The sequence below is a fragment of the Paraburkholderia sp. genome (genome assembly GCF_036488795.1).
Classification (GTDB): Bacteria; Pseudomonadota; Gammaproteobacteria; order Burkholderiales; family Burkholderiaceae; genus Paraburkholderia.
This window is the reverse complement of the sequence record NZ_DASXHA010000096.1, coordinates 53,556-78,932: the sequence shown is the minus strand read 5'-3', so window position 1 is coordinate 78,932 and position 25,377 is coordinate 53,556. Positions and strand designations below refer to the sequence as shown.

Annotated in this window: 18 protein-coding genes and 2 tRNA genes; 11 read left to right on the top strand and 9 right to left on the bottom strand. The window is 61.1% G+C overall.

The window, feature by feature from the left end; all coding sequences use genetic code 11:
• The coding region (locus VGH41_RS13290) for an MFS transporter (protein ID WP_331597909.1) at positions 1 to 510 on the bottom strand (510 nt) is incomplete at its 3' end.
• A gap of 403 nt (positions 511 to 913) precedes the next feature.
• On the opposite strand from VGH41_RS13290, the gene VGH41_RS13285 reads away from it, so the two are divergent.
• From VGH41_RS13285 to VGH41_RS13275, 3 genes are all read left to right on the top strand, one after another.
• Positions 914 to 2,263, top strand: a complete 1,350-nt coding sequence (locus VGH41_RS13285; protein ID WP_331597908.1) for a chloride channel protein — start codon at positions 914 to 916, stop codon at positions 2,261 to 2,263.
• A gap of 240 nt (positions 2,264 to 2,503) precedes the next feature.
• Positions 2,504 to 3,667 (top strand): acyltransferase, encoded by a 1,164-nt coding sequence (locus tag VGH41_RS13280; RefSeq protein WP_331597907.1) that lies wholly within the window; start codon positions 2,504 to 2,506, stop codon positions 3,665 to 3,667.
• A gap of 97 nt (positions 3,668 to 3,764) precedes the next feature.
• Positions 3,765 to 4,883 carry an acyltransferase gene (locus tag VGH41_RS13275; protein WP_331597906.1) on the top strand — a complete coding sequence of 373 codons (1,119 nt, stop codon included), beginning with the start codon at positions 3,765 to 3,767 and terminating at the stop codon, positions 4,881 to 4,883.
• Between the two features lie 59 nt (positions 4,884 to 4,942).
• Here VGH41_RS13275 and VGH41_RS13270 read toward each other — a convergent pair whose 3' ends face one another.
• From VGH41_RS13270 to VGH41_RS13255, 4 genes are all read right to left on the bottom strand, one after another.
• Positions 4,943 to 6,751 (bottom strand): hypothetical protein, encoded by a 1,809-nt coding sequence (locus VGH41_RS13270; protein ID WP_331597905.1) that lies wholly within the window; start codon positions 6,749 to 6,751, stop codon positions 4,943 to 4,945.
• A 27-nt stretch (positions 6,752 to 6,778) separates the two neighbouring features.
• Positions 6,779 to 7,198: a GtrA family protein gene (locus VGH41_RS13265; RefSeq protein ID WP_331597904.1), complete on the bottom strand. Its 420-nt coding sequence runs from the start codon at positions 7,196 to 7,198 to the stop codon at positions 6,779 to 6,781.
• Complete coding sequence (locus VGH41_RS13260; RefSeq protein ID WP_331597903.1) at positions 7,191 to 8,273, bottom strand: glycosyltransferase family 2 protein; 1,083 nt, start codon at positions 8,271 to 8,273, stop codon at positions 7,191 to 7,193. The genes VGH41_RS13265 and VGH41_RS13260 overlap by 8 nt, the downstream gene beginning before the upstream one ends.
• A gap of 261 nt (positions 8,274 to 8,534) precedes the next feature.
• Positions 8,535 to 10,232, bottom strand: coding sequence for a 6-pyruvoyl-tetrahydropterin synthase-related protein (locus VGH41_RS13255; RefSeq protein WP_331597902.1), 1,698 nt, complete (start codon positions 10,230 to 10,232; stop codon positions 8,535 to 8,537).
• Between the two features lie 413 nt (positions 10,233 to 10,645).
• Between VGH41_RS13255 and VGH41_RS13250 the strand changes: the two genes are divergently transcribed.
• Positions 10,646 to 12,193, top strand: a complete 1,548-nt coding sequence (locus tag VGH41_RS13250; protein WP_331597901.1) for a hypothetical protein — start codon at positions 10,646 to 10,648, stop codon at positions 12,191 to 12,193.
• 82 nt (positions 12,194 to 12,275) lie between these two features.
• Here VGH41_RS13250 and VGH41_RS13245 read toward each other — a convergent pair whose 3' ends face one another.
• Positions 12,276 to 13,583, bottom strand: coding sequence for an acyltransferase (locus VGH41_RS13245; protein ID WP_331597900.1), 1,308 nt, complete (start codon positions 13,581 to 13,583; stop codon positions 12,276 to 12,278).
• Between the two features lie 223 nt (positions 13,584 to 13,806).
• Here VGH41_RS13245 and VGH41_RS13240 point away from each other — a divergent pair, with 223 nt between their 5' ends.
• Both VGH41_RS13240 and VGH41_RS13235 read left to right on the top strand, forming a co-directional pair.
• Positions 13,807 to 15,171: a glycosyltransferase family 87 protein gene (locus VGH41_RS13240; RefSeq protein WP_331597899.1), complete on the top strand. Its 1,365-nt coding sequence runs from the start codon at positions 13,807 to 13,809 to the stop codon at positions 15,169 to 15,171.
• A gap of 537 nt (positions 15,172 to 15,708) precedes the next feature.
• Entirely contained in the window at positions 15,709 to 16,464 is a 756-nt protein-coding gene (locus tag VGH41_RS13235; protein ID WP_331597898.1) for a hypothetical protein, read from the top strand.
• Between the two features lie 174 nt (positions 16,465 to 16,638).
• Here VGH41_RS13235 and VGH41_RS13230 read toward each other — a convergent pair.
• Positions 16,639 to 16,725 (bottom strand) — tRNA-Leu (locus tag VGH41_RS13230).
• Between the two features lie 229 nt (positions 16,726 to 16,954).
• Positions 16,955 to 17,041: transfer RNA gene (locus VGH41_RS13225), tRNA-Leu, on the bottom strand.
• 271 nt (positions 17,042 to 17,312) lie between these two features.
• Between VGH41_RS13225 and rnr the strand changes: the two genes are divergently transcribed.
• The 5 genes from rnr (at position 17,313) to VGH41_RS13200 (ending at position 23,728) form a co-directional block, all read left to right on the top strand.
• The gene (gene rnr, locus VGH41_RS13220; protein ID WP_331597897.1) at positions 17,313 to 19,820 is read left to right on the top strand and encodes a ribonuclease R; all 2,508 of its coding nucleotides are present in this window, start codon (positions 17,313 to 17,315) and stop codon (positions 19,818 to 19,820) included.
• A 154-nt stretch (positions 19,821 to 19,974) separates the two neighbouring features.
• The gene (rlmB, locus tag VGH41_RS13215; RefSeq protein ID WP_331597896.1) at positions 19,975 to 20,724 is read left to right on the top strand and encodes a 23S rRNA (guanosine(2251)-2'-O)-methyltransferase RlmB; all 750 of its coding nucleotides are present in this window, start codon (positions 19,975 to 19,977) and stop codon (positions 20,722 to 20,724) included.
• 229 nt (positions 20,725 to 20,953) lie between these two features.
• The gene (gene rpiA / locus VGH41_RS13210) at positions 20,954 to 21,649 is read left to right on the top strand and encodes a ribose-5-phosphate isomerase RpiA (protein WP_331597895.1); all 696 of its coding nucleotides are present in this window, start codon (positions 20,954 to 20,956) and stop codon (positions 21,647 to 21,649) included.
• A gap of 277 nt (positions 21,650 to 21,926) precedes the next feature.
• Positions 21,927 to 23,105, top strand: coding sequence for a glycosyltransferase family 4 protein (locus VGH41_RS13205; RefSeq protein ID WP_331597894.1), 1,179 nt, complete (start codon positions 21,927 to 21,929; stop codon positions 23,103 to 23,105).
• A 200-nt stretch (positions 23,106 to 23,305) separates the two neighbouring features.
• Positions 23,306 to 23,728 (top strand): transcriptional regulator, encoded by a 423-nt coding sequence (locus VGH41_RS13200; protein ID WP_331597893.1) that lies wholly within the window; start codon positions 23,306 to 23,308, stop codon positions 23,726 to 23,728.
• Between the two features lie 92 nt (positions 23,729 to 23,820).
• Here VGH41_RS13200 and VGH41_RS13195 read toward each other — a convergent pair whose 3' ends face one another.
• Complete coding sequence (locus VGH41_RS13195; protein ID WP_331597892.1) at positions 23,821 to 25,077, bottom strand: glycosyltransferase family 4 protein; 1,257 nt, start codon at positions 25,075 to 25,077, stop codon at positions 23,821 to 23,823.
• Positions 25,078 to 25,377 lie beyond the last annotated feature (300 nt).

Sequence of the window (25,377 nt, the reverse complement as noted above, 5' to 3'; positions counted from 1 at the left end):
CACGCCGATCATGAACATGCCGCGCCAGCCGATGTACTGGTACAGCACGCCGAACACCACCGAAGCAAGCAGGTAGCCGCTCGGGTAGCCGGCTTGCAGCAGGCCGGAGACGATGCCGCGCGACCTGGCCGGCACGGTTTCCATCGTCAGCGCGCCGCCGACGCCCCATTCGCCGCCCATGGCAATGCCGAACAGGGCGCGCAGCACCAGCAGGGTGGTCAGGTTCGGCGAAAAGCCGGACAGCAATTCAAGCAGCGAATAACAGGCGATGTTGACCATCAAGGTCGGACGGCGGCCGAATTTGTCCGCCAGCCAGCCGAAAATGAGCGCGCCGACCGGGCGCATCGCCAACGTCAACATAATCCCGAATGCGACCGATTTGACATCGGTGCCGAATTCGGTCGCGATATCTTTCAGGATGAACACCATTAGAAAGAAATCGAACGCATCCAGTGTCCATCCCAGGTACGCCGCGATGGTGACGTTTTTCTGTTCTCGAGTCCAACTCATCTGTTTTTTCTCCAAGTCTCCGAACAACCCGTGCCTTACGGCGGGCCGCCAGGCGACCCGCACGCCCCGTGGAGCGGGCTCGCAGCGAGTGTACGCTCACCGTTAAGCGTCTGCATGCTTGAAATGCGCTTTCTCAGTAGTAGTCCCTAAGCTGAAAGGGTTCTGGCCGGAATCGGAAACGGAGTTGTTAGTTAAATGTAATAAACGAGAAAGCTTCTTGTCCGGTTGATTTAATAATGCCATTTCGTTGTGAGAATTGATGACAGAGTCGGTTCGATGTGGACAATTTACCGATTAAGTCACAAAGCGCATCAGTGGATCAGAAAAATCAATTTGCCTCATGATGCGAGCGGACATACGATAGCGGCATCCACCGAATTGGTCTTTCGCTTCCTCGTTCATCATGGCCGCTCAACCTGAACCTAGTCAAACCACGTCGCGCGCGCAAAGCCCGCTCGCGGTGCTTGCAGTCGTCACACTGCTCACCGGCATCGGCGCGGGGCTGGGCGGCATGTCGCTGGCCTTGCTGCTGCACTGGATCCAGCACCTGGCCTTCGGCTACAGCGAAGCGCACCTGATCAGCAGCGAGAGTTTTCTGGAGGGCGTCTCCGCAGCGGCGCCCGAGCGGCGCATTCTCGCGCTCACCGTGTGCGGCTTGGTTGCGGGGCTTGGCTGGTGGGCACTGTATCGCTTCGGGCGCCCGCTCGTGAGCATCAAGAAGGCAGTCAGCTCGGACGATCCACGTATGCCTGTGGTGAGCACGGTCGTGCATGCATTGCTGCAGATCGTCACGGTTGCGCTGGGTTCGCCGCTCGGGCGCGAAGTGGCGCCGCGCGAGATCGGGTCGGTATGGGCCGGGTGGCTCGCGCATCGTGCGGGGCTGACGGTTGCCGAACGCCGCATCATGGTGGCGTGCGGCGCGGGGGCGGGTCTTGCGGCCGTGTACAACGTGCCGCTCGGCGGCGCCGTGTTCGTGCTCGAAGTATTGCTGGGCACGTTTGGCTGGGCGGCGTTGGTGCCGGCCGTGACGACCTCGGCGATTGGCGCCGTCGTCGCGTGGGTGGGCCTCGGTAACGAGCATCAATATGCCGTGCCGCAATTGATGCTGACTACGCCGCTCGTCGTGTGGGCTGCGCTGTGCGGTCCGCTCTTCGGCCTTGCGGCATGGGGCTTCACGCAACTGGCCACACGCGCCCGCGCGGACGCGCCCAGGGATTGGCGTCTGCCGGTTCTGTCAGTGATCAACTTTGCGGTTATCGGCGTGCTCGCCGTGTACTTTCCGCAATTGCCGGGCAATGGCAAAGGGCCGGCAGGTCTCGCCTTCGACAGCCATCTGACCATCGGACTCGCCGGCATTCTTCTGGTGCTGAAGGTGCTCATCACCACGAGCAGCTTGCGCGCCGGCGCGGAAGGCGGCCTGCTGACACCGGGCCTCGCCAATGGCGCACTGCTGGCCATCGTGCTGGGCGGAGTCTGGAATCTGTTCTGGCCGGCCACCTCGTTCGGAGGTTTTGCGATCATCGGTGCAGCGGCTTTCCTGGCCGCGTCGATGCAGATGCCGCTCACCGCCGTGGTGCTGGTGCTCGAATTCACTCGCGTGAGCCATGACTTTCTGATCCCCATGCTGCTTGCCGTGGCGGGTTCGGTGTCGACGTTCAAGCTGATTGCCGCTGTGCGAGCCAGGCGGCCGCACGAAGTGGCAGGCGTCGTGGCGCCGGTGTCTGCCAGCGCGAGAGGCGCGAAACCGTTTTGAAGCGCTTTCGCGCATGTTCACGCGCACCCGCCTGACGGTACTCGAGGTACGCCAGACCACATACGGCGTTTCCCGCAGCGGTTATGTTCTACCGGGCGCATTCCTGCGGCCGGCGGCGCCGACGCCCAGCAGACGCGTCAGGCAGTGACATTCGTGTTACGGCGCACAGACAGCAGATCACTACGCAGCTAGATTCGGAGGACGGAATGTCCGTTCCCCTCCTAGTCAGGTAGATGATCGATGTCTCATCGGATAGAAGCGCTTACCGGCCTGCGCTGCGTTGCCGTGATGATGGTGGTGGTCGCGCACGCCGAGCATATGATCGCCGGCGGATATAGCGGATGGCTTGCGCCGCTGCGGCTGTTCGCCAATGGCGGTCTCGGTGTGCTCATCTTCTTCGTCCTGAGCGGGTTCCTGATTACGGACTTGTTGCAGTCCGAGTGGCGGCGCACCGGCGCGCTACGCTTCGGGGCTTTCTACATGCGCCGGGCCTTGCGTATCTGGCCCGCGTTCTATGCGTATCTGTTGACCATCGCGGCGTTTTCCGCGTGCGGCCTGATCGACGTCGACTACCACCAGCTTGGCTACGCCGCGTTGCATTTATGGAACTACTCGGAGTTGCTGGGTCTGGGACCGACGAATAGCGTGCATCCGGAAGGCGTCTGGTATCTCGGCCATTTCTGGACGCTTGCGCTCGAAGAGCAGTTCTACTGGTTCTGGCCGCCGCTCCTGCTGTTGATCCTGCATCGCAAGGACACGCGTCTGCTGATGGCATTGATTCTGGTCGTGCCGCTGATCAGGATGTCCTCGTACTTCGCCACGCCTTCGTTGCGCGCGCAACTGGAAATGATGCTGCATACCGGCATCGATCCCATTCTGATGGGCTGCTATGTTGCGCTCAACAAGGAGCGCTTCGCCCGGATTCTCAACGAGCGCCCGGGCAGCTCGCTGATCCTGACGGCGCTTGCGGCGGTGCTGTTCTTCGTGATTCCCGTCATCGAACATAAGGCGGGCGGCTACTGGGTCGCCTCGTATGGACGCACGGTCGAGTCCGCACTCGCCGGTATCGTGATCGGCGCGCTCTACCTGAAGCGGGACTTCTGGTTGGCGCGGATGCTGCAGATGCGTGCGTTCGTCTTCGTCGGCACGATTTCCTTCAGCTTGTATCTGTGGCAGCAGCTATTCCTCGATACGACTTCTCCCGTCGCGCTGCGCTTCCCGTGGTGCGTGCTGGCGGCGTTCGCCGCGGCTTCCTTGAGCTATGGATTGATCGAACTGCCGTTTCTGCGTCTCAAGGACAGGTTGAGCAGCCGCGCGCGCCGCCGTACGACGGAAAGCAACGCCGGCGAGGCGAACGAGCGCGGCATGAGCATGGGTGTGAAGGCGGTCGAGGCCGGTGAATGACCGGCACGCAACTGGCACATATCCGGCAAGCGGGCCGGCGTTGCCGCCTGGCCGGTCTGCGCCAGGTTTGCCGCCCAGCGTACAACTGGATGTCACCATGAACCCTCCTGGCAAGAAGATCGATTATCTCGAAGCGCTTCGCTTCACCCTGGCGTTTCTGACGATGGTGTGGCATTACTACTATTTCGGACCGCGCGGCAATCACGTCGCCGGGGCAGCACTCAGCGGCTTTCCCATCCGGTACTTCTCGTTTTCGGTCGAGGTGTTCTTCGCGATCAGCGGCTTCATCATCGTCGCATCGGCGATCAATCGGCGTCCTGTCGATTTCCTGATCGGACGCCTCGTGAGGCTCGGGCCATGTCTGCTGGTGTGTGCGACGATCTCGGTGGCAGCCGGCTTGCTGTTCGGGCATCGGCCTACGCTGCAAAGCTACTTTGCGTCGATCTTCGTGCTGCCGCTTGCCTTCACGAACGGCGCGGACTGGTCCTACTGGTCATTGCGCATGGAGATCGTTTTCTATGCGGTGATCTTTCTTTGCGCCTGTTTCGTCAACATCGAAAAGAACATCCTGCGCATTGCGTTGCTGCTGCTGGCGTATGACGCAATCGGCATTGTGGGCAGCCAGATCTTCGGGGTCGACCTCTACGGGTCGGCCGGCGCGCAATATCCGCTTGATCATTACGCGTCGTTCTTCGCGATCGGCATGCTGCTGTATCTGATGCTGGCGAAGAAGACCCTAAGCTGGGGAATCGCCGTCGCGTTTGTGGTCGCGCTGTGCAACGGCTCGTTCCGCTGCTACGAAGAGGCCAACCGGATTGCGAAGCTGGTCAACGACGTTCCGGTCGGCTTGCTCACAGGCGCGGCGATACTGCTTGTCGGCGTTGCGGTGTTTGCCGTTTGCGTGAGAAGTACGCGCAGTACGCGCCTTTCTTCGATTTTCTCCGTACTGGGCAAAACCAGCTATCCGCTCTATCTGCTGCATCAGAACATGGGATATCTGCTCATCAGCTTTCTCGAGACGCACTTCAGGCTCGCCATCGATGCGCGAGTGTGCGTCATGGCGGCAATGGTGCTGCTGGCGGGCCTGATTGCGTTGTACGTCGAACCGGTGCTGGCTTCGGTCTACCGGCGCTATCTGGCGCGGCTGGCAGGCACGGGCAATCTGTTGGTCCCGCGTGTGGCCAGCACGAAACGCTCTTTCGGCGATGTCGAATAGCCGCCAGGCGGTGCGAGGAAGGGGACTCGAACCCCTACACCTGTTAGGTCTCCACGTCTTCAAGGCGTTTCGCGCTGCAATGTCACGATCCGCGTTTGCAAAGGCGGCAGCCAGCCATGTGCGTCGGCGCTGTCGATCTCCCGGTACCCTGGCCGCGGCATGAACTGGATCACATACTGCGGGTCGCGAACCCACCAGCTCGTCAGATGCGGCGCCGAAACGTCGAAGGCCGGATAGTAGAGATACAGTCCGTTGAATTCGTAGCCGCCGTCGATCTTGTCGACCGGCACACCGCGTTGCAGCAGCGTGTCGATCAGCATCCATTTAGCGCGGTTCCAGGCGAGGTAATCGTGCGTTCCCGCTACCGCGAATACGGATGTGATCACCAGGGTGAAAACCCCCAGTGCTTGCACCAGCAGGGTGATCCATGGACGTGCAGCGGGCTCCGAACCTCGCGCGCCTAAGCGCGTGGAATTTGCCGCGGGGTGACCGAGAACGACGAGTGCGATCAACGGAAACACGACAGGCAACATGTAACGATCGTAAAACGCGATCAGTACGCAAGGTGCGAGATAGATGCAGGTGGCTAACAGCAGGAAGATATGCAAGCTGGTCGTTGCGTCGGCGCGCCTTGCACGGTGCGAGGCCACAATGCCGGCCGCGACCAGTGCCAGATCGAGCAGCAGGATCACCGCTCCGGCCATGCCGGCACAGGTTACGAACAGCCAGAACCAGGAGGGCAGCGGGGCCACGTCGAGACCGTACTTGGCGTCCCACTGCCAGATCGGACCCACCCCGCTCGCATGAATCGTGGTCCACGTATTGAACGGCATCAGGTGATGGGTCGAGGTTTGCGCGACGATCCACGCGGCTCCTCCCAGCGTCGCGCCGAGCAGGACGAGCTTACCCCACGGATAGCGCAAGTACTCGCGCGCGAGCGCCGGCAGGCGCCACGCGAGCAATGGGAAGAGCGCCCAGCCAAGCTGCTCGAACGCCGCGCGGATGAACCACGAAGCGACGCCGAGCCGATGCTCGATCGCCGCAGCCGTGATCGGACCCGGCGGCAAGATCATGTTCATGAGCGGCACCTTGTCCAGGTACACCGGCGGCGTCGCATGGCGGAGGTCCAGCCAGACACTGAGCCCCTTCAGCAAGGCAACACTTGCGAGCACGGCGCCTACCGCAACGAGGATGGCTCGTGGCTGCTTGCGGCGCTCGGCAAAGAGCGTGAGCAGCATCGCCAGCGGCAAAAACAGGCCGAGCTGGCGGATCGACACGGACCACAGCGCAAACAGGCTCGCGACGACCAGCAGGCCGGTGTGGCGTTTGTGCAGATAGCGCCAGAAGAATAGTGCCGAGAATATGCAGGTTGCCGTGAATGCCACATCGGTCATGAAGGTGGCGGCGAGCACGAAGTAGATCGGATTGAAACCAAGCACGATCGTCGCGAGGACAGTCTTGCGGCTTTCGCAACCGGCTTGCTGCAATAGCGTCGCGAAGCCGGCGAGCCCAAGGGCGCCGGCCACGAGCGTGGAGACCCGCAACGCAAAGAACGAGAATCCCGCTGGAAGGGCAAACAGGGCGCCCCACAAGGTCTCCCCAAGCAACGACATGGAGGTCCAGCCATGCGGGCGGAACTCGCCGGTTTCCACCAGGTGACGGACCGCGAGCGAATAAGACCAGTCGTCTTCGAGCGGAAAGTTGCCGGTCGGATTGACCACGATCATCGCGATGATCCAGATCAGCACGGGCAGCACGATCGCCGCGTAATCGACCCTGGATTCATAGTACGGCGTGGACGCGAGTGAATTCTCCATATGCGGCACCTTTAGCGTCTGAGCGGGTAGCACGTCGTCGATGTCCGTCATGTTCGACGGGCCGATCGGGCTGGCCGGTTAGGTGGAGTTCCTTAAAGGCGATCGCGGATGACGCGCCTTGAAGGTCCACGCGGAATTGAGCAAATAGGTCATCCCGAGCACGAGGCCCGTGGCGGCCAGCTGGGCGAGCAGATAATCCAGATTCAGGGCGCCGGTGAAAAGCTTCATCAGCGCGCCGTTTGCCGCGACGCCGAGCACTGCAATCGCGGCGAATCGCGGCAGTGCCTGCAGATGCCCGGTTTGAGCGCGAAACGTGATGCGGTGGTTGAGCCAGTAGTTGACGACGGCCCCCACGCAAGCGCCCGTCATCGAACCGACCACGGGGGTGGCGAGTCCTGTGCGGACACCGGCAATCAGCACCGCATATTGCGCCGCGGTGCCGACGGCGCCGACTCCCGCGTAGACGACGAAGCGCAGGGCGGTCCGCAGATCAGGCATCGTTTGATCCGCTGACCGGATAGCGGTTGCGCACCAGATAGACCGGCCGGTTCTTCGATTCGTAATAGATGCGGCCAATATACTCACCGAGTACGCCGATGCCGATCAGTTGCACGCCACCGAGCAGCAATACGGCCGACAGCAACGACGCATAGCCCGGCACGGCGACACCTTGAATCAGCGTTCGTATGATCAGAAACGACGCATAGAGAAAGGCGCCTAGCGCGACGAAAGAACCCACGTAGGTCCACACGCGCAATGGCAAGGTACTAAAACTCGTAAAGCCTTCGAGCGCGAAGTTCCACAGTTTCCAGCCCGAGAACTTCGACGTGCCGGCAACGCGCGGCTCGCGAACGTATTCCACCACGGCCGTGCGGTAGCCGACCCAGGCGAACAGGCCCTTCATGAAACGGCGCGTTTCGGGCAGGCGCTTGAGTGCGTCGACCACCTCGCGGCTGATCAGGCGGAAATCACCGACATTGGCGGGAATCTTGGTGTCGCACACCGCGTTGTGCATGCGGTAAAAGAGTGCGGCGGTCTGGCGCTTGAGCAGTGAATCGGTCAAACGGTTGATCCGTTTAGCCACGACTACGTCATAGCCTTCGCGCCATTTCTCGACGAGCAACGGGATCACTTTCGGCGGGTCCTGCAAATCGGCGTCGAAAGGAATCACGATCGCGCCGCGCGCTTCATCGAGGCCGGCGGACAATGCGGCCTCTTTGCCGAAGTTACGCGTCAGGTCCACCACGCGGATACGCGGGTCGCGTTTGGACATGGCGATCAATTGATGCAGCGTGTCGTCGCGGCTGCCGTCGTTGACGCAGACGATCTCGAAGTGCGTGCCATCAATCGCTTCGAGCACGGGAATCACCGTGCCAAAAAATATGTCGATGGTTTCTTCCTCGTCGTAGAACGGCACGACGAGCGACAACAGGCTGGGTTCGACGTCACGAGGTGCCGGCACCGCGGACGACTGCGCGAGAGGAGGCGCGTTCAACGAACCGGTCGGATCCGACGCAGCTTCCCGCAACAACGGCTCGGGAGCCAGGAAGTGACGACGGCTAACGTAATCCATGATTTCCTCGCGGATAGGGCCTGATTCGCGCATCCGCCATGACGAGATCGGCACACACTGCCTTGCCCTGAATCCGCGCTGCATTCCTCAAAGTCGTGCAGAAAAGCGTGCGCGTTCGTCGATGCATTTACGCGTTTCCAGTCTAAAGCGAGTTGAACGCCAACTTTGTACGCGAGAACACACTGACTGGGCAGCTCTGGCGAGGGAGAACCCTGGCGAAAGCTGTTACCGGAACTGCGTCAGATCTTATCGACTGACGCGTTACGGTTGTTCGCCGAACAGCTTGTGACGCCAGGCCATAATCACCAGGTCCGCATAGCTGCGCTGTTTGACGGTGATGGTCCAGTTACCCGCGGGTAATGCGAAGTCGATCAGCTGGCTGCCGGCCATTGGCTTGACGGACACGCCTTGCCCGTTGGTAGCGAGGCTTTGCAGAAACGGTGTGGAGAACTGGTTGATGCGGACATGGCCGCCGGATGCACACGCGACGGACAGGTGTAGCGTCTTGAAGTACGCGGGCCGCGGAATGTCCGGGCAGGTACAGGCACTGGCTTCGATCAGTCCGGCTGGCGCAGGCAAGACGCTTGGCGCGTGCACATTCAATACATTGATCTGATCGAGCCTGGTCTGAAAGGCCGCAGGAAAATATTCGCCGCCGGCGTCCGGTCCGACAATGCTGGTGGTCGGCACTTCGCGCCTGAGTTGCGCGGCCGGGATTGGCGCGAATTCGTGCTGGTAGAGGTACAGCATGGCCGCGGCGTTGGTGAGCGCAATGCCGAGCAGCCCGAGCTGGACGAACGCTTTGACGCGCACGGAGAGTTGCTCGAGCATTCCGGCTATCGCGACCAGGCACAGCGGAATGACCAAAGTCAGAAGACGCCACGGATACTGAACGAAATCGAGTTGTGCCGAGACTTCCCACAGCGGACGCGTGAGCCGCGTCATCAGCAAAATGACCGCGAGCGCGATGCTGCCAAGCGCAAGCACGGTGCGTGCGCGGGGGGTGTCGCGCTGGCGCAATTGCAGTGCGAGTCCCACCATCAGGACAAAGACAGGCCAGCCGAATTGCGAACGCGGTGAGCGCCAGAACAGGTAGCCCGGCGACAGCAGGTTGTCTGCAATGTGGCCGAAAATGTTGGCCTGGGCAGGGCAGAAATAGGTACTCCAGAACGTGAAAGGAACATAGAGCACCGTGAAGAAAACCACCAGTGCACCGAGCGTAACGGCAAGCGGTAGCCCGCCACGCCGCGGGGCAGTGACGAACAGATACAGCATGGCGAGAAGCAGCACGCCCGAAACGACGACGAAGACCAGAATGTGCGCAAGAGCGAGCAGCAATAGCAGCGCGAAGAGCGCCAGCGCCCGCCATTTTCCGAACCGTCCCGCGTAGATGTCGATGGCAAGTGCGATGACGAATGGGACCAGCGCCGTAGCCGCATATTCCGCGAGGTTGCCGGCTTCAACGAGCCGCGTGATCAGATAGGGCGAAAAAAGCGCCAGTGTGGCGATCGCGACGCGCGAGGTCCGATCCGCGCCGAAGCGCCCCGCACACACGTAGATGCCGGCGAACATCAGGGCGGAAAAGGCCAGCACGGCGACCCGGAAGCCCGCCACGATGTCTCCGCTTGCAAGGACGAAGACGGCGCCCACCAGGTTGAACAGCTTGTGATAGAAGAACGAAACGGGCGATCCGAAGCCGTTGGCATCGATCGGCGTCCAGACCGACATCGGGTCGCCGCCCTTTAGCGCGGCGGTCCAGATATAGAGGCGTGAAAACGTGATGTAGGTGTCGGTGCCGCGCAGGATCGGGCCGAACAGCACGACGGCGGCGTACAGGATCAGCGACGCGCCTAGCGCGCCCAGCAGAAGCATCCTGAGCCATGCGAGGCGATTGCCCGATGAGAGGCTGCGCGCAGTGTTGGGTTGAGCGATCGAATCGGAGAATTGTGCCTGGCTCATGTTCAACGGAGATGGACGGTTAGCGCGAGTGGCGCGTCACGCGGACGCGGCAATGCGTAGTCAGGCCGCCCGGTCCAGGCCGCCCAGTCGCGGTGATAGCGTCGATACTAAGCCGCGCCGCGAACTTGCTGCGTACGCCAGCAGACACATCAATCCACCTGACAGCACGGCTCGATCACTGCGTGGCCGAGCGCGCCGGCAAGTGGGCACGTGCTCGCCATTTGCAGCCTGCAGTTGTCTACCGCACACACGATGGCGCTTGCGCCCGCTAGAATCCGTGCGTCCGGGCTGGGTTGCCGGGTGATCGCGCTCACGTTCAGGCAGGGTGCGAAGCGGTATGTCGTGCGGGTGGATGGGATGCAGCGTCCCGTGCCGTCGCTGCAGCCGCGCGAATGGCATTTCGGAGGCAAGCAATGGAGACGTTCTCAGCCGGTCGACGGATCACGCTGTCGTCCATGATCCAGCAACTGTCGATCACCCGGATGGCGTTCATCGCCGCGGCGCTGTTCGGCGGAACGATTTTCTGGCTGGCAAACCGTCCACCAATGGCGGATCTCCCACAGCACGCGGGGCAAATAGCTGCCTTTCACGATTTGCTGGTCGGCGATTCGCCCTGGAAGGCGATTCTAAAGATCAATCTGTTCACCCCCTATCTGATCGGCTATGCGTCGGCGACGGCATTGTCGTTCTTCATGCCGATCGTCGACGCAATGAAGCTGTTGTTGACCCTCAGCTATTACGCGTTTGTGCTGATGTGTGTGCTGTTGCGCAAACGGCTGGGTGGTGACGAGCGGCTTGACTGGCTGTTTTTGCCCAGTTACTTCGGATTTTCCTATGAGTGGGGATTTTTCACGTTTCTGATGGCGGCGCCGGTAAGCCTGCTGTATCTGCTGCAGTCGCTGAAGTATTCGGAGCGCCCAGGGTTCACGGCGGGCGTACGGCTCGTTGCTTACGGCGTAGTGCTATTTTTCTCGCATGGACTGATGTTCATTTTCTCGAACATCGCGGGTGGCCTGTTTCTTGTCATCCGGCGCAGACCGCTTGCCATTTTTCTACGGGCGCTGATCCCCTATGTGAGCCTCGGTGCGTTGTGCGTGCTTTATGTGGTGGTGAACCCGCATGCGAATTCGGTCGTTTCGGTGACTAACTTCACCGTTCCGGGCGCGACCTACATTGGACGGCTTTGGAATCTTTTGTCCTACACGTGGGGCGACACGCTCAACTACCGGCGCGTCCTCACCCTGGCCGTTCTGGCCATGACCCCGTTATTGGGCCTTCGATTCAATCGTGCCCGGCCCGCGGCCTTCATGCCGATGCTGGCGTTATTGCTCTATTGGTTCGCGAGTCCCGAACGGGCCATGAACACGGACTTTATCTATCAGCGCTTTGCTATTTTTCTGCTGCCATTTTTTGCGCTGCTGTTTGCTCAAGGCTCGGCCCATACGGCACCTCGCTGGGTCACACACTTTCAGGCGGTGGCCATCCAGATGGTTCTTGCGTTCGTCTGCGTGGGCTTTCTGGCGGTACAAGCCAGACGTGCGATGGAGTTCTCGGTAGAAAGCGAGGAGTTCGAGCAGGTCCTGAGCGCGGCACAACCTGCGCAAAAAGCGTTGATGCTTGTGTTCGATACCAGCAGTTCGGCCTCCGGCTACGTGCGACCCTACATGCATTACGCCGCGTGGTATCAGGCGGAACGGCAAGGCTTGATCGATCCGAATTTCGCATGGTTTCTGCCGCAAATCGTACGGTTCCAGCCGGGCAGCATGCCGAAGCTGAGGATGGAGGTCGGGGCGGAACCGCTGAAGTTCGACTGGAAGCAGGACCATGCCGATCAGTACCGATACTTCTTCGTGCGCAACACGGCACCGTTGCCGGCAGGGCTCTTCAATGAAGCACGCTGCCCTGTGCGCCTGGTGAAGTCAGCCGGCGCGTGGTCCCTGTTCGAGAATTCATGCCGGTAGGGCAACGCTTGCGCAGACGATGCGAAGGGGGAATCGTGTTCGCCCCTGTGTGGATCTTTCTGATGCGTGTCCATACGATGCGCTATTGGGTGACTTCGGCGACGGGCGGTGCATCGTGTGCTCGCGCATTGACCAGCACACTGGTCTCGATCCTCTTTCTCAGCGGATTCACGACGCCATCCTGAAAGACCAGTGCAACCGCAACGGTGACCGCAAGATAGACCGGAAAGAAAGCCAGATTGAGCGGGGCGCGATGCCCTACGGCGACGCAGGTGTGGAGACTGTGGAAACACGAGGTCAGCGTGAAGCGTGTCTGTGCAACCTTCTCGACCTTGCTGAAGACCATGAAGACGAATTCATGCAGGGCAAAAATGGAGAGCACTGAATTTCCCAGCCGCGTCGAAAGCCGACCGGTTCGATTTCCGTATGTGTGTGTGCCGATCGCGCAGCAGAGTATCAGCGTCATCTGCGAAAACATGAGCGCGCCGTTGTGCAGGAAATATTTCCAGTCCGTATCGCCGAACGCGAACAGGTGTGCGCCAGCAACGAACGAGCACAACGCCAGTGCGAACAGATAAGGGCGGATCGTCAGGAATGTTCCGATCGATTGTCTGGAGAGTGACGAGAACACGCTGTACGTCAGAATGCCGGCGATGAACTCTGGAAGCCGAACCAGAGGATTGATGTGCAGCAGGCCTTCAATCCATCTCGCATGCCAACCGAACATGACGACCGCGGCGGGCAGCGTGCTGGCGACCAGAAACACGACGATGATCGCGGTGCCCCTGCGCCGGATTCTCAGAATGGACGGCGCAATGAAGGGGAAAACCACATAGAAGAAGGCGAGATTCGAGAGCGACCACGTGGGCGCATTGAAGGAAAGGTACAACGGGTTCCACGCCTGCAGCAAAAAGAGTTGCAGCGTGAGATTCAAGCCCGCCTCGTCTGAGCCAATGGTACGAACCGAGTCCAGGTAGGGCGTAAAGGTACTGGACGTGACTTCCAGCGCGGAATGTGTGGAGGCTACGCTGGCGATGATCACCAGCACGAGCGAGATCAGATGGATCGGATAGATGTTCGCAAATCGCTTCACGAGAAAGGACTTCACGCCGCCCTTGATGGGGTGGTCGCCGCCGTCACGGAAATACACGTGGGACAGCAGGAATCCTGACAGCATGAAGAACGTGCTGGTGGCGAACCCGCCGAAATAGAACACGAAGAGAAACGGTATCTTGCCGCTTTCCGGGTATCGGAACAGCGTGTGAAAGATGACGATGTAAAGGGCCAGGAAAAACCGGAGCCAGTCGAGTCCTACGAAGCTCTTTTTCATTCCTGTTCCCTGCTGCTTTTCGGTTGATTGTCCGGGGGCGGTAGCATGGGCGGCCAGCACGACATGCTCGACTGAAGGCAATCTAACAGTAGCGGATAGCAGTCTAAGTGCGTTGGGTAACGCTCGATTAGCATCGCTTAGCAAGATCGATGCCAATGGTAATAAACTAGAAAGGGCGGTGAAAGCGCCGGAGGGTTCGTACGGTGACGCACTGAGGCCAGGCGGCCAAGACGATATAAACGCACGATAGCGATGGTTCATTCTATTTGCGAGCGCGTACGTCATGGCCTTGATCGACCTGAAGGATGCAAAGATAAGTGATCCGAAGCGTTTTGTGAGTGAAAACTGGATTCGCCTGTTGGCCGTTCTAGGCTTGATTTCGGGCGCGTTGAAAGTCTATAAGACGATTGCGAACTACCTGCATCTGGGTCCGCAAGATCAGCCGGACTTCAACCTCTATTACTTCGCGTTCGACACGGTCCTGCATCGACCCTACGACATTGCCCAGCTTTATGACCACGCCTATCTGCAGACGCAGCTCCATGCGCTTGGCGTGAGCGAGTCGTTCGTGCAGGCGTCGTTTTTCGGGTATCCGCCCCAATTTGCGGTCTTTTTCGCGCCGCTCGCCTATCTTGGCCTGCAGCCCGCGAAGCTGGTCTGGCTGAGCGTGTCGGCCGTCATGCTGTTCGTTTCAATGGTTATGCTGGTACGACTCTGTTTTGGCGACCAGCGTGGCGGGCGAGGGAACTCGCCTTACACGTTGATGCTGGCGCTGGCTGCGCTAAGTGCGCCGCTCTATATGGAGTTCCAGTTCGGGCAGTCGAATTGCCTGCTGCTGTTCCTGTTGACGGCAAGCTTCTTTCTTAAGTACGAGAAACGCAGCAGCTGGCTCGCAGGTGTGCCGCTGGGGATTGCGATTGCCTTCAAGATTACCCCGGTACTGATTCCCGTTTTTTATCTGCTCAGACGCGACTGGCGGCTGGGTGTCAGTTCGTTCATCGTCGTGCTGCTCGGTACGTTAGGGACGGCCTATGTCACCGGATGGCAGTTGCTGTTGCGGTATCCGTTCGAGTACCTGCCTGAGTTGACCAGACTCTGTCTGCTGAATGGTCCTGCGCCCTGGAACAGCGCGTTTCGCGGAGCACTTGAACGGATCGCGATCGATCTGCACGCGCCTTTATCGGCGGCGGTGCTGTCGGGTAGCGAGACGGTCTATCGACTCGCGGTACTCGCCGCTGTCGCCATGCTGACGCTGCATTCGGCCGAGAATCGCCGGCGCGACATGTCGCTCGCCGCGCTGCTGCCGTTGATGTTGTCGCCCGTCATCGAGCGGCACCATGTCGTGCTGGCGTTTATTCCGCTCGCAGCGACGGTCGCGACGATCTGCGCGCGGCGCACTACGCGATCGCAAGGCGCCGGTGGTACGCAGCCTGTAGCGCAATCTATGCAGGACGACGAGCGGCGCAGCCTTGCCAAAGCCACCGTTCTGGTCGCAGCGACGCTCGTGATTTTTGCCGCGAATCCCATCTGGATTTCCTACACCATCGCAATTCCGCTGCTGCTGGGCGCGGTGCTGTATGCATCGCGAGCGCCGCATCCGGTCGGCGCCGCGACGTGGCTCGAGGCGCGTCGTTCGTCAGGGGCCTGAGCGAAGCCAAGGCCGGCGGCGAAAAAAGACGCCCGCTAGGTGCGGGCGCAAGCACAGGTCGCGGCTCAGGGAGGCCGCGACGAGCGGGGACCGATCAGGACGTCAATCGAAGTCTAGGTTACAGCCGACGAAAACGGTAGGTAATGAGATGGGAATTCCCCCGTATTTTCCCGAAGACTGGCTGTTAATTTCAGATTATCCTGGTTGCATGATGTTTTTGTCGGATAATTCCGGAATAGTTAACAGTCACTGAATACCACGATTGTATTAAGGTTTATCTCGTGAATCAGTGGGGACGCGGTCGCTGCGTATGAGCTGCGACGGGTTTCGCCACAAGCAACGCCGCACGTCTGTCTGCGGGAATTGGCGTGCTTCATGTCAATAGTCATGCCGGAATCTTTTACGGATCCGATTGGGCATATGAAGGTGCGAAATCCGAAAATTCCAATTGGAAATCTTCTCGATTCATTAGAATTTTAGTATTGTGAGGATTCGAATCATCCGGTGACATGACATAACGCCAGGAGGTCAACAATCGTGAAAGCCCCCTTATATGGCGAAACGGTGTACCGCTCGGTCATTGTTAGCGGTGCTCAATTCGAAGAGTATGTGAATAGCATCGGGCGGCCCCATTTCGCCATCAGTTGCAGCGGCGACGATCCTGGTGGTGCGCGGGCGGTTGCTGACGAATGGCTGTTTGCCAACGACATCGAATGCCTGATGCTGGCGTTTCTGGATTGGGATGCCCGCGGCATTCGCATGGAGCTGGATCTGTCGGGCCCGGACGAAAGCGGATTCGGGGCGTGCTGGAGCGTAGTGGGGTTGCCGGCGCACTTCAACGACGCCACCTCGAACCTGAACACTGGCGTGCTCGGGGCCATCTGCGAGGCGATGGGTCCTGACGGAGCGCGCCGCGCGTTTCTCGAAACCGTGTTCAACGAGGCGTGGACTTACGATTTCGTCGCGCTGCGCGCGAGCCGTTACGAAAGCTTCATTGAAGAGTGGAAGTCAGACGACGACAAAAACGCGCGGCCGGATCACTATCGGGCGGAGAAGCATTTCGGGGTGATCGCCGACGCCGGCGCTCTGGGTGTGGACTGCGGGCCGTTGCATTACTGGGTGTATATCGGCACGGCCAGCGGCAGCCTCACCGCGCAACAACTGCGCGACACCGGATTGACCTGCGCAACGCTGATTGGCGAGACCTGCGTGATCAACGGCCTCGGTGAGGTGGAGTGGATTGGCAACCATCGGGTGATAGAACGCGGCGCGGCCTGGCGGAGCTGGCATTGAAGGCGGTGCTGCGCGCAAAGGGATGGCGCCCCGATTCCGCCTGGCTATGCATGCTGAGCTCCGAATCACATACGAAGGGCAGGTGACACGAACGTCGGAAAACAAAAAAGCCCGCTTTAGCGGGCTTCTTCCGGGGTGCTGCCTGTACTGCACGGATCAGCTAGGATCCGTTAATGGTGCCCAGGAGAGGACTCGAACCTCCACGGTGTTGCCACCGCTAGGACCTGAACCTAGTGCGTCTACCAATTCCGCCACCTGGGCACGTCTCAAACTAGACCGCTATTTTAGCGGGATGATGTAGCGTGTCAATGGGATCTTGAAAAATCGCTTCATCAAACCGTTCGGATAATCACGCGCCGAATCGTTCGATCGCAACGCCGTCTACCCGTCCTGCCAAAAACCTTGCTGTTCATGATGAAACATCTTCAAACGAACCGCAGGGCTTCATACAAAAAGTAAAGCCGCTCGAAAGCGGCTTTACTTTTGAATCTGGTGCCCAAGAGAGGACTCGAACCTCCACAGTGTTGCCACCGCTAGGACCTGAACCTAGTGCGTCTACCAATTTCGCCACCTGGGCAGGTGTCTGTACAGCAGAGACCGCTATTATAGCGACAGATTCGAAGCTGTCAAGCTTTTCGGGAAGGCGCCCGCGCGCGCCTGGCGCTTGCCCGCTGAGCCCCTATTGACGCGGCGCGCCGCGTGCAAGACGGGTGTTAGAATGCCTCGCAGTAGTTCGTTGGCACGGTGCACAAGCCCGTCGGACTCAGACTTGAACGAGCCAGACCCGAGCAGTCATTCGCATCAATCGCAGGTGCAACAGAGCCGCGTCATATCGCCGACCGACGTCCATGCAACGAGAAAAAATCATCGACAAGCCCTTGAGCAAATATCCGTACCCGATTCCGAGCCGCGAAGAAATCCTCGGCGTGCTGCGCACGAGTGAAGCGCCGCTCGCAGCGAACGACATCGCCGAAGCCTTGTCGATCAAGCGCCAGGAGCGCGAAGGATTTTTCAAGCGCCTGGCGGCGATGGAGCGCGACGGCCAGATCCGGCTCGATCAGCGCAATCACTATCAGTTGACGCATCCGTCCAATTTCGTCGCCGGCCGCGTGCAGGGCCACCGCGACGGCTATGGCTTTCTGGTGCGCGACGACGGCCAGGACGACCTGTTCCTGCCCACCGGCGAGATGCAGAAGGTCATGCACAACGACCGCGTGCTGGCGCGCATCGTCGGCTATGACCGGCGCGGCCGCCCGGAAGGGCATATCGTCGAGGTCACGGACCGCGCCAACAAGCGGGTGATCGGGCGTCTGCTGAACGAAAACGGCGCGCTGATCGTCGCGCCCGAAGACAAGCGCATCGGCCACGACATTCTGATCACGCAGAACACCAAGAAGGCCAAGGTCGGCCAGGTGGTGGTGGTCGAACTGACGGATTTTCCGAGCCGCCATTCGCAGCCGCTTGGCCGCGTGGTCGAAGTGCTGGGCGATATTGACGACCCCGGCATGGAAATCGAAATCGCCGTGCGCAAGTACGGCGTGCCGCACGAGTTCAGCCAGGCTGCGCTCGACGACGCCGCGAAGCTGCCCGACGAAGTTCGTCCGAACGACATCCGCCATCGCGTCGATCTGCGCGACGTGCCGCTCGTGACCATCGACGGGGAAGACGCGCGCGACTTCGACGACGCCGTGTACTGCGAGCCGATCACGGTCGGCAAAGGCGAGGGTTTTCGCCTGATCGTCGCCATTGCGGATGTCTCGCACTATGTGCATCCGAAGAGCGGCCTCGACGTCGATGCAATCGAGCGCAGCACCTCGGTCTATTTCCCGCGCCGGGTCATTCCGATGCTGCCGGAAAAGTTGTCGAACGGTCTGTGCTCGCTCAATCCGAACGTCGACCGTTGCGTGCTGGTTTGCGACATGGTGATCACCGCGCGCGGCGAGATCAAGGCTTATCAGTTCTATCCGGGCGTGATGCATTCGTCGGCGCGCCTCACGTACACCGAAGTCGCCGCGGTGCTGAAAAACACCAAGGGACCCGAAGCGACACGGCGTGCCGCATTGCTGCCGCAGTTGCAGAATCTGTACGGCGTGTACAAGTCGCTGTTTGCCGCGCGCCAGAAGCGCGGGGCAATCGATTTCGACACCACGGAGACGTACATCGTCTGCAATGCACAGGGCAAGATCGAGCAGATCATCCCGCGCACCCGTAATGACGCGCACAAGCTGATCGAAGAGTGCATGCTGGCGGCGAACGTCTGCGCGGCCGACTTCATGAAGCGCAACAAGCACCCGGGCCTGTACCGCGTGCACGCCGGACCGACGGCCGAGAAGCTGGAAAACCTGCGCACTTTCCTGCGCGGCATGGGCTTGACGCTCGCTGGCGGCGACACGCCGCACGCAAGCGACTACGCTGCATTGATGGCGCAGATCCGCGACCGGCCCGATGCGCAGATGCTGCAAACCATGTTGCTGCGGTCGATGCAGCAGGCGGTCTACAGCCCGGAAAACATCGGCCACTTCGGCCTCGCCTATGAGGCGTACGCGCACTTTACGAGCCCGATTCGCCGCTATCCCGACCTGCTCACGCACCGCGCAATTTACGCGATCCTGCAAGGGCGCAAGTACACGCCGGAAGCGCCGCATGGGGTCGACCTCAACACGGCGCTGTCGCCGCGGGCCCGCGCCATGCAGCAGGCCGACGACGAAAAGCGCGGCCGCACGCGTTCGAACAACGTGGCGATCTGGGAAGAGCTCGGCCTGCACTGCTCGGCCAACGAACGCCGCGCGGACGAAGCGTCGCGCGACGTCGAAGCGTGGCTCAAGTGCTATTTCATGCGCGACAAGCTCGGCGAAGAGTATGGCGGCATGATCAATGGCGTGACCTCGTTCGGCATTTTCGTGCAGCTCGACGCGCTGTTTATCGAAGGCCTCGTGCACGTCACCGAACTCGGCTCCGACTACTTCCAGTACGACGAGATCAAGAACGAATTGCGCGGCGAACGCACGGGTATTCGTTATCGCCTGTCGGACCGGGTACGCGTGCAGGTGAGCCGGGTCGATCTGGATGCACGCAAGATCGACTTCCGGCTGGTGCGTGATACGCCGATCAAATCGCCGGGTGCGCGCGCGGCGCTGGCTGACAAGGCCGTCGTTGAAGCGAGCGGGGCGCGGGTTCGTTCGCTGCCGCCGGCGGATGCCGGCGCGGGCAGCACGGGCGCACGGCGCAAGAAAGCAGCGCCTGCGCCTACACTTGCCGTCAAGGAAGCGCGCGCCGCGCGCGGCGCGGCGCGCAAGCACGGTGCATCGGCGAAGTCTGCTTCTTCAGCAAAGAGTCAGGCGCGCAAGAAACGCTAGGCGCAGGCGGCCGTCGCGGCCGCTGCGGTTGATTTGTGCGCGGGCAACCGGTACACATTCTCGTACCGGTTGCCCGCGTTCTGCATTTTGGTCTGGTCTTCTATCCCAGTAGCGCATCCGCCTGGCGGGCGCTCAATCAAAGGTTGTTTCAGTCATGTCACGTCTCAAGGTTCTATACGGTTTCCACGCAGTGACCGCCCGTCTGCGTCACGATGCAGCGACGGTCGAAGAGGTCTACTACGATGCGACGCGTAAAGATCGCCGCATGACCGACTTTCTGCACACGGCGAAGGAAGCCGGGGTACGTCTGATCGCGGCCGACGAAACGCGTCTGTGGGGCCTCGCGCATACCGAGCGGCATCAGGGCGTGGTGGCGCGCGCTGGCGATTTGCCGCTGGCCCAGAACCTCGCCGAATTGCTCGACGGCATCAATGGTTCGCCGCTGATTCTGGTGCTCGACGGCGTGACGGATCCGCACAATCTCGGCGCCTGCCTGCGGGTTGCGGATGCGGCCGGCGCCCACGCGGTGATCGCACCGCGCGACCGGGCCGTCGGTCTGAACGCGACCGCCGCGAAGGTGGCAAGCGGCGCGGCCGACACCGTGCCGTACATCACCGTCACGAATCTGGCGCGCGCGCTGCGGGAGCTGAAGGACGCGGGCGTGTGGATCGTCGGCACGGCGGGTGAGGCCAGCCAGAGCCTCTACGAGAGCAAACTCGACGGTCCGGTGGCGCTGGTGATGGGCGCCGAAGGCGAGGGCATGCGCCGCCTCACGCGCGATACCTGCGATGAAGTCATGCAGATTCCGATGGCGGGCAGTGTCGAGAGTCTGAACGTCTCGGTGGCGAGCGGCGTGTGTCTGTTCGAAGCGGTGCGTCAGCGCTCGGTGAAGCTCAAGGGCTGAGCGAGCCGCGTGCGCGGCGGCGCGCGGCAGCCGCGCCGCGCGATGCGGCACGTTGCAGCTCGCCGCACCGCTACGGTCCCGCCACGGCACCGGGGCGGCCGGCGTTTCCGGCGGCCGGCGTCTCCGGCGGCCGGCGTCCCCGGCGAACTTGCCGGATCACGCGGGGCGGCGCATGCTACTCCGGTAAACTCCCGCTTTTCAAGCTTTCTTGTACCCTCCGGCAATTCCCATGACTCAAGACGAACTCAAGCAACTGGTCGGCCAGGCCGCCGCCGACTACGTGAACGCGAACGTGCCCGAAGGCACTGTGATCGGTGTTGGCACCGGCTCGACCGCCAACTGTTTCATCGACGCCCTCGCGGCAACCCGGCATCGGTATCGCGGTGCGGTTTCCAGCTCGCTCGCCACGACGGCTCGCCTGCAATCGCACGGCTTCAAGGTGCTCGATCTGAACGAAATCGATTCGTTGCCCGTGTACGTCGACGGCGCCGACGAGATCGACCACAGCGGCGCCATGATCAAGGGCGGCGGCGGTGCGCTCACGCGCGAGAAGATCGTGGCGTCGGTGTCGGACGTATTCGTGTGCATCGCGGATGCCTCCAAGCGTGTCCAGGTGCTGGGCCAGTTTCCTCTGCCCGTCGAAGTCGTGCCCATGGCACGCACTGCGATTGGCCGTCGCGTGACCGCGTTAGGCGGTGTGCCGGTCGTGCGCGTGACGAAGGAAGGTGCGCCGTTCATCACGGACAACGGCAATGAGATCATCGACATCAAAGGTCTTAAGATCGTCGATCCGCTTGCAATCGAAGCGCAGATCAATGCGTGGCCTGGCGTCGTGACCGTCGGTCTGTTCGCGAAACGCGGAGCGAATCTTTGTCTGCTCGGCACGGACACCGGCGTCGAAACGATTCAGTACGCGCAGGACTGACGCTTCGCAAAGACGGCATCGCGCTGCGATGCCGTCGGTCTCGCTCAACGGTCGACGGGGCATTCTGCCGCCGTCAGCAAAGTGTTTCTTCATCTGGCCGCATCGCACATGGGCCGCCGTTCACCTGGTTCGAGCAACGCGCATCGTATGACTGACGTGCGTGAGATCGATCGCACACTGTCGCGCGTGGAGTGTGGTCGCGCGCACGCACTTCGCGTGACGCTCCACTTACACTGCATCGCATGGCCTAGCGCCGTTCTCTACAGGTGTCGACATTATGAAAGTGGCGATCGTGCACGACTGGCTCGTCGCGCCGGGCGGCGCCGAGAAAGTACTGGAGCAGATTATCCAGTGCTTTCCGGATGCCGACCTGTTCAGTCTCGTCGACTTTCTCGAGGACCGTGCGCCAGTGTGCGGCAAAACGGTCACGACATCGTTCATTCAGCATCTGCCGTTCGCGCGCCGTCGCTACCGTGCATATCTGCCGCTGATGCCGCTTGCAATCGAACAGCTTGATCTGTCGAGCTACGATCTCGTCATCACCAGTTCGTATGCGGTCGCCAAGGGTGTGCTGGTCGGCCCGGATCAAACCCACGTCAGCTACGTGCACTCGCCGATGCGGTATGTATGGGACTTGCAGCATCAGTATCTACGCGAAGCGCGCCTGGTACGCGGGCCGCGTTCGTGGGCCGCACGTGCGCTGCTGCACTATCTGCGCGGCTGGGATTCGCGTTCGGCGAACGGCGTTGACCGCCTGATCGCCAATTCGCAGTTTGTTGCGCGGCGCATGATGAAGACCTACCGGCGAGACGCGGCAGTGATTCCGCCGCCGGTCGACGTGCACAAGTTCGAACTCTGCACGCACAAGGAAGATTTCTATCTGACGGCTTCGCGTCTCGTTCCATACAAGCGGGTTGATCTGATCGTGGAGGCGTTTGCGACCATGCCGCACCGCAAACTCTTCGTGATCGGCGACGGTCCGGAGATGGCCGCGATTCGCGCCAAGGCCGGCCCTAACGTGACGATTCTTGGTTATCAACCATTCGCAATCCTCAAAGATTATATGCAGCGAGCCAAAGCATTCGTGTTCGCCGCGGAAGAGGATTTTGGCATCGTCGCACTGGAGGCGCAGGCATGCGGCACGCCGGTGGTCGCGTACGGCAAGGGCGGAGCGCTTGAGACCGTCGTGCCGTTAGGGGAGGCGAGACCCACGGGTGTGTACTTCTCGCATCAGAGCGTGGTGGCCGTACAGGATGCAATCGAGCGTTTCGAACTGCAGCGCACGCTGTTTTCGCCGGCGGCATGCCGCGCCAATGCTGAACGGTTCTCCGCCGCGACTTTCCGGCACGCTTTCATGATCGAAGTCACGCGCACGATCGCCGCAGCGGGTTCGCGGCAACGCGTGGAACGTGTTCAGCAGGACCTCGCGTGGCCGGGAGATGCGGTCCCGCGTTAGGGATGGAGAGGAAACCTTGCGGTTTGCTGTAGAGGTGATGTCGCGCAGTTTCGCGCCGCATCGAACGCGGCACGTGATGTGAGCGGCAGCTGGGTTTTGCGAGTAACGAGGCGACTAACGATAACCATAACATCGTACTGCGGCCGGTGTTGAATCATCCGGGCCGGATGCGATCCTTTGAGAAGCAAAAGTCTATAAACATGAACGCTGACCGCCTTTCGGGACAAGTCCCCGATATCATCGAAGCATGGGCCGCCTTGCAACACAAGGTGTATCTCAAACCGATCCGTGACGAGCAGGATTATCAGAACATGACGCTGCTTGCGAATGGGCTCGCACATCATGTAAATGACGACGCACAGAATCCGCTCGGCGATCTGTACGGCATCATTTCCGATCTGATCGAGGTGTGGGAGATTCGCAGCGTTGCGGTGCCCAAGGCCGAGCCGCGCGAAGTATTGCGTCACTTGCTCGAGACGCATCATCTCAAGCAGAAGGATCTGGCGGACATTGCTTCGCCCACGGTGGTGAGCGACATTCTCGCCGGCCGGCGCGCAATCAGCAAGAACGTCGCCAAGGCGCTTTCCGCGCGCTTTCACATCAACGTCGGCGCGTTTCTTTGAGAGCTGCGTCGAGGTTTGTCCGGCATGCTTTCGACGCCCGCGCGCTGGCCGCGCCGGGCGCGCACTGATTTGTGCAGCCGTTGCGCCACGGCTTAGCGGCGTGCGGCACGCGCAATCGTCTCGGTCATCCGCGTGATATAGCCATCCAGCGAGAATTCGCGCTTCGCGTCGAGCGTGCCCTGTGCGGCGAGGTGTGCGGCGAAATCGGGTGCGCGGCGCAAGGCTTCGATTGCGTCCACGAGGCCGTCTGTATCGCCGGGTTGCACCAGCAAGCCATTCTCGCGATGCCGGATGATCTCCAGCACGCCGCCTGCCGCGGCCGCAATCACGGGTCGTCCCGCGAGCAGTCCTTCGATCACCACGCGCCCTAGCGGCTCGGGGTCGATCGACGTATGCACGATCACGTCCATCGCTTTCATCCACGCAGGGATGTCGTCCTGGAAACCTGCGAAGTGAACCCGGTCCATCACGCCGAGTGTTTCGGCCTGCTTGCGCAAGCTGGCTGCATAGGCATCCTCACCGAACAGCGGCGAGCCGACCAGCACAAGATGAACATCAGGCAAGCGGACCAGCGCGTCGAGCGCGACGTGCTGCCCTTTCCAGTGAGCCAGCCGGCCGAACAGGCCCGCCAGCCACGCATCTTCCGGCAAGCCGAAACGACGGCGCAAAGCCGCACGATCGTCGGCATGAGGGAGGTCGAGTGCATCGAAAGCGGCGGCGTCGATGCCATTCGGAATCACCGGGATCGATGCAAGCGGAATGCCGGCCAGGGCGCTCAAGGTCTCAGCCGAAGCCTGTGAATTGGCGACGATCCGATCGACGCCATAACGCGCCAGCCATTTGACGATCAGCAGTTGGGCGCGGCCGAAATGCGCCCGCGTCATGATGTCGTGCAGAAACCAGACCACCGGCCGGCGATGCAACGGCCTGCTGAGCGCACCGAACACCAGCGCCTTCTGTGTATTGAGGAAGATCACGTCGTAGCGGCGCGCCTCGCGTGCGACGGCGCGAATCTGCCGGAGGATGCCCGGTATGGCTCGCAATGTACCCAGCCCTAGCGCTTCACGACGGATGGTCGACACCTGTGCATCGGCCAGCACGCTGACCGGCACCCCAGTCGCTTCGAGACGCGTGCGAAACGGACCATCCGCGAGCAGGACCACGGCACAGCGCGCCTTGCACGCTGCCGCGAGCGGCAACAACGCGAACTCGGCGCCCCCCAGCTCGCCGCTCTGATCGAGGAAGAGCACGGTCGGGGCGCCTGACACGCCTTGCAGATCGAGATCTGCTGTCGCTATCGTGGAGTGTGCGGTCGCCAGCGCGCTGCCGGTCAGGTGAGGAGCATTCATCGTCGAGTGCCACAGGAAGGGGATCGGAAGAGGGCGGTGCGGCCGGAAGCGTGTGCCAGGCCATACACGCAGCGTCTTCATTATTCGTGTTCGCTGGCGGATTCTCTGTGGCCGCGCGCACGCTATGAGCGTGAAGGGGTTTTCACGCGTCGAAGGCGCGCCGTATGGCCGCTTCCCCGATGCTTCGTAAAGGCCGTGGCGAGGCTTTGGAACGTGCGTCCGCGTACAGTGATCCGGCCCGGGCTGAGGATAATCGACCTACACGGTGTGCATGCGAAGTCGCGGCACGCCGTATCCATT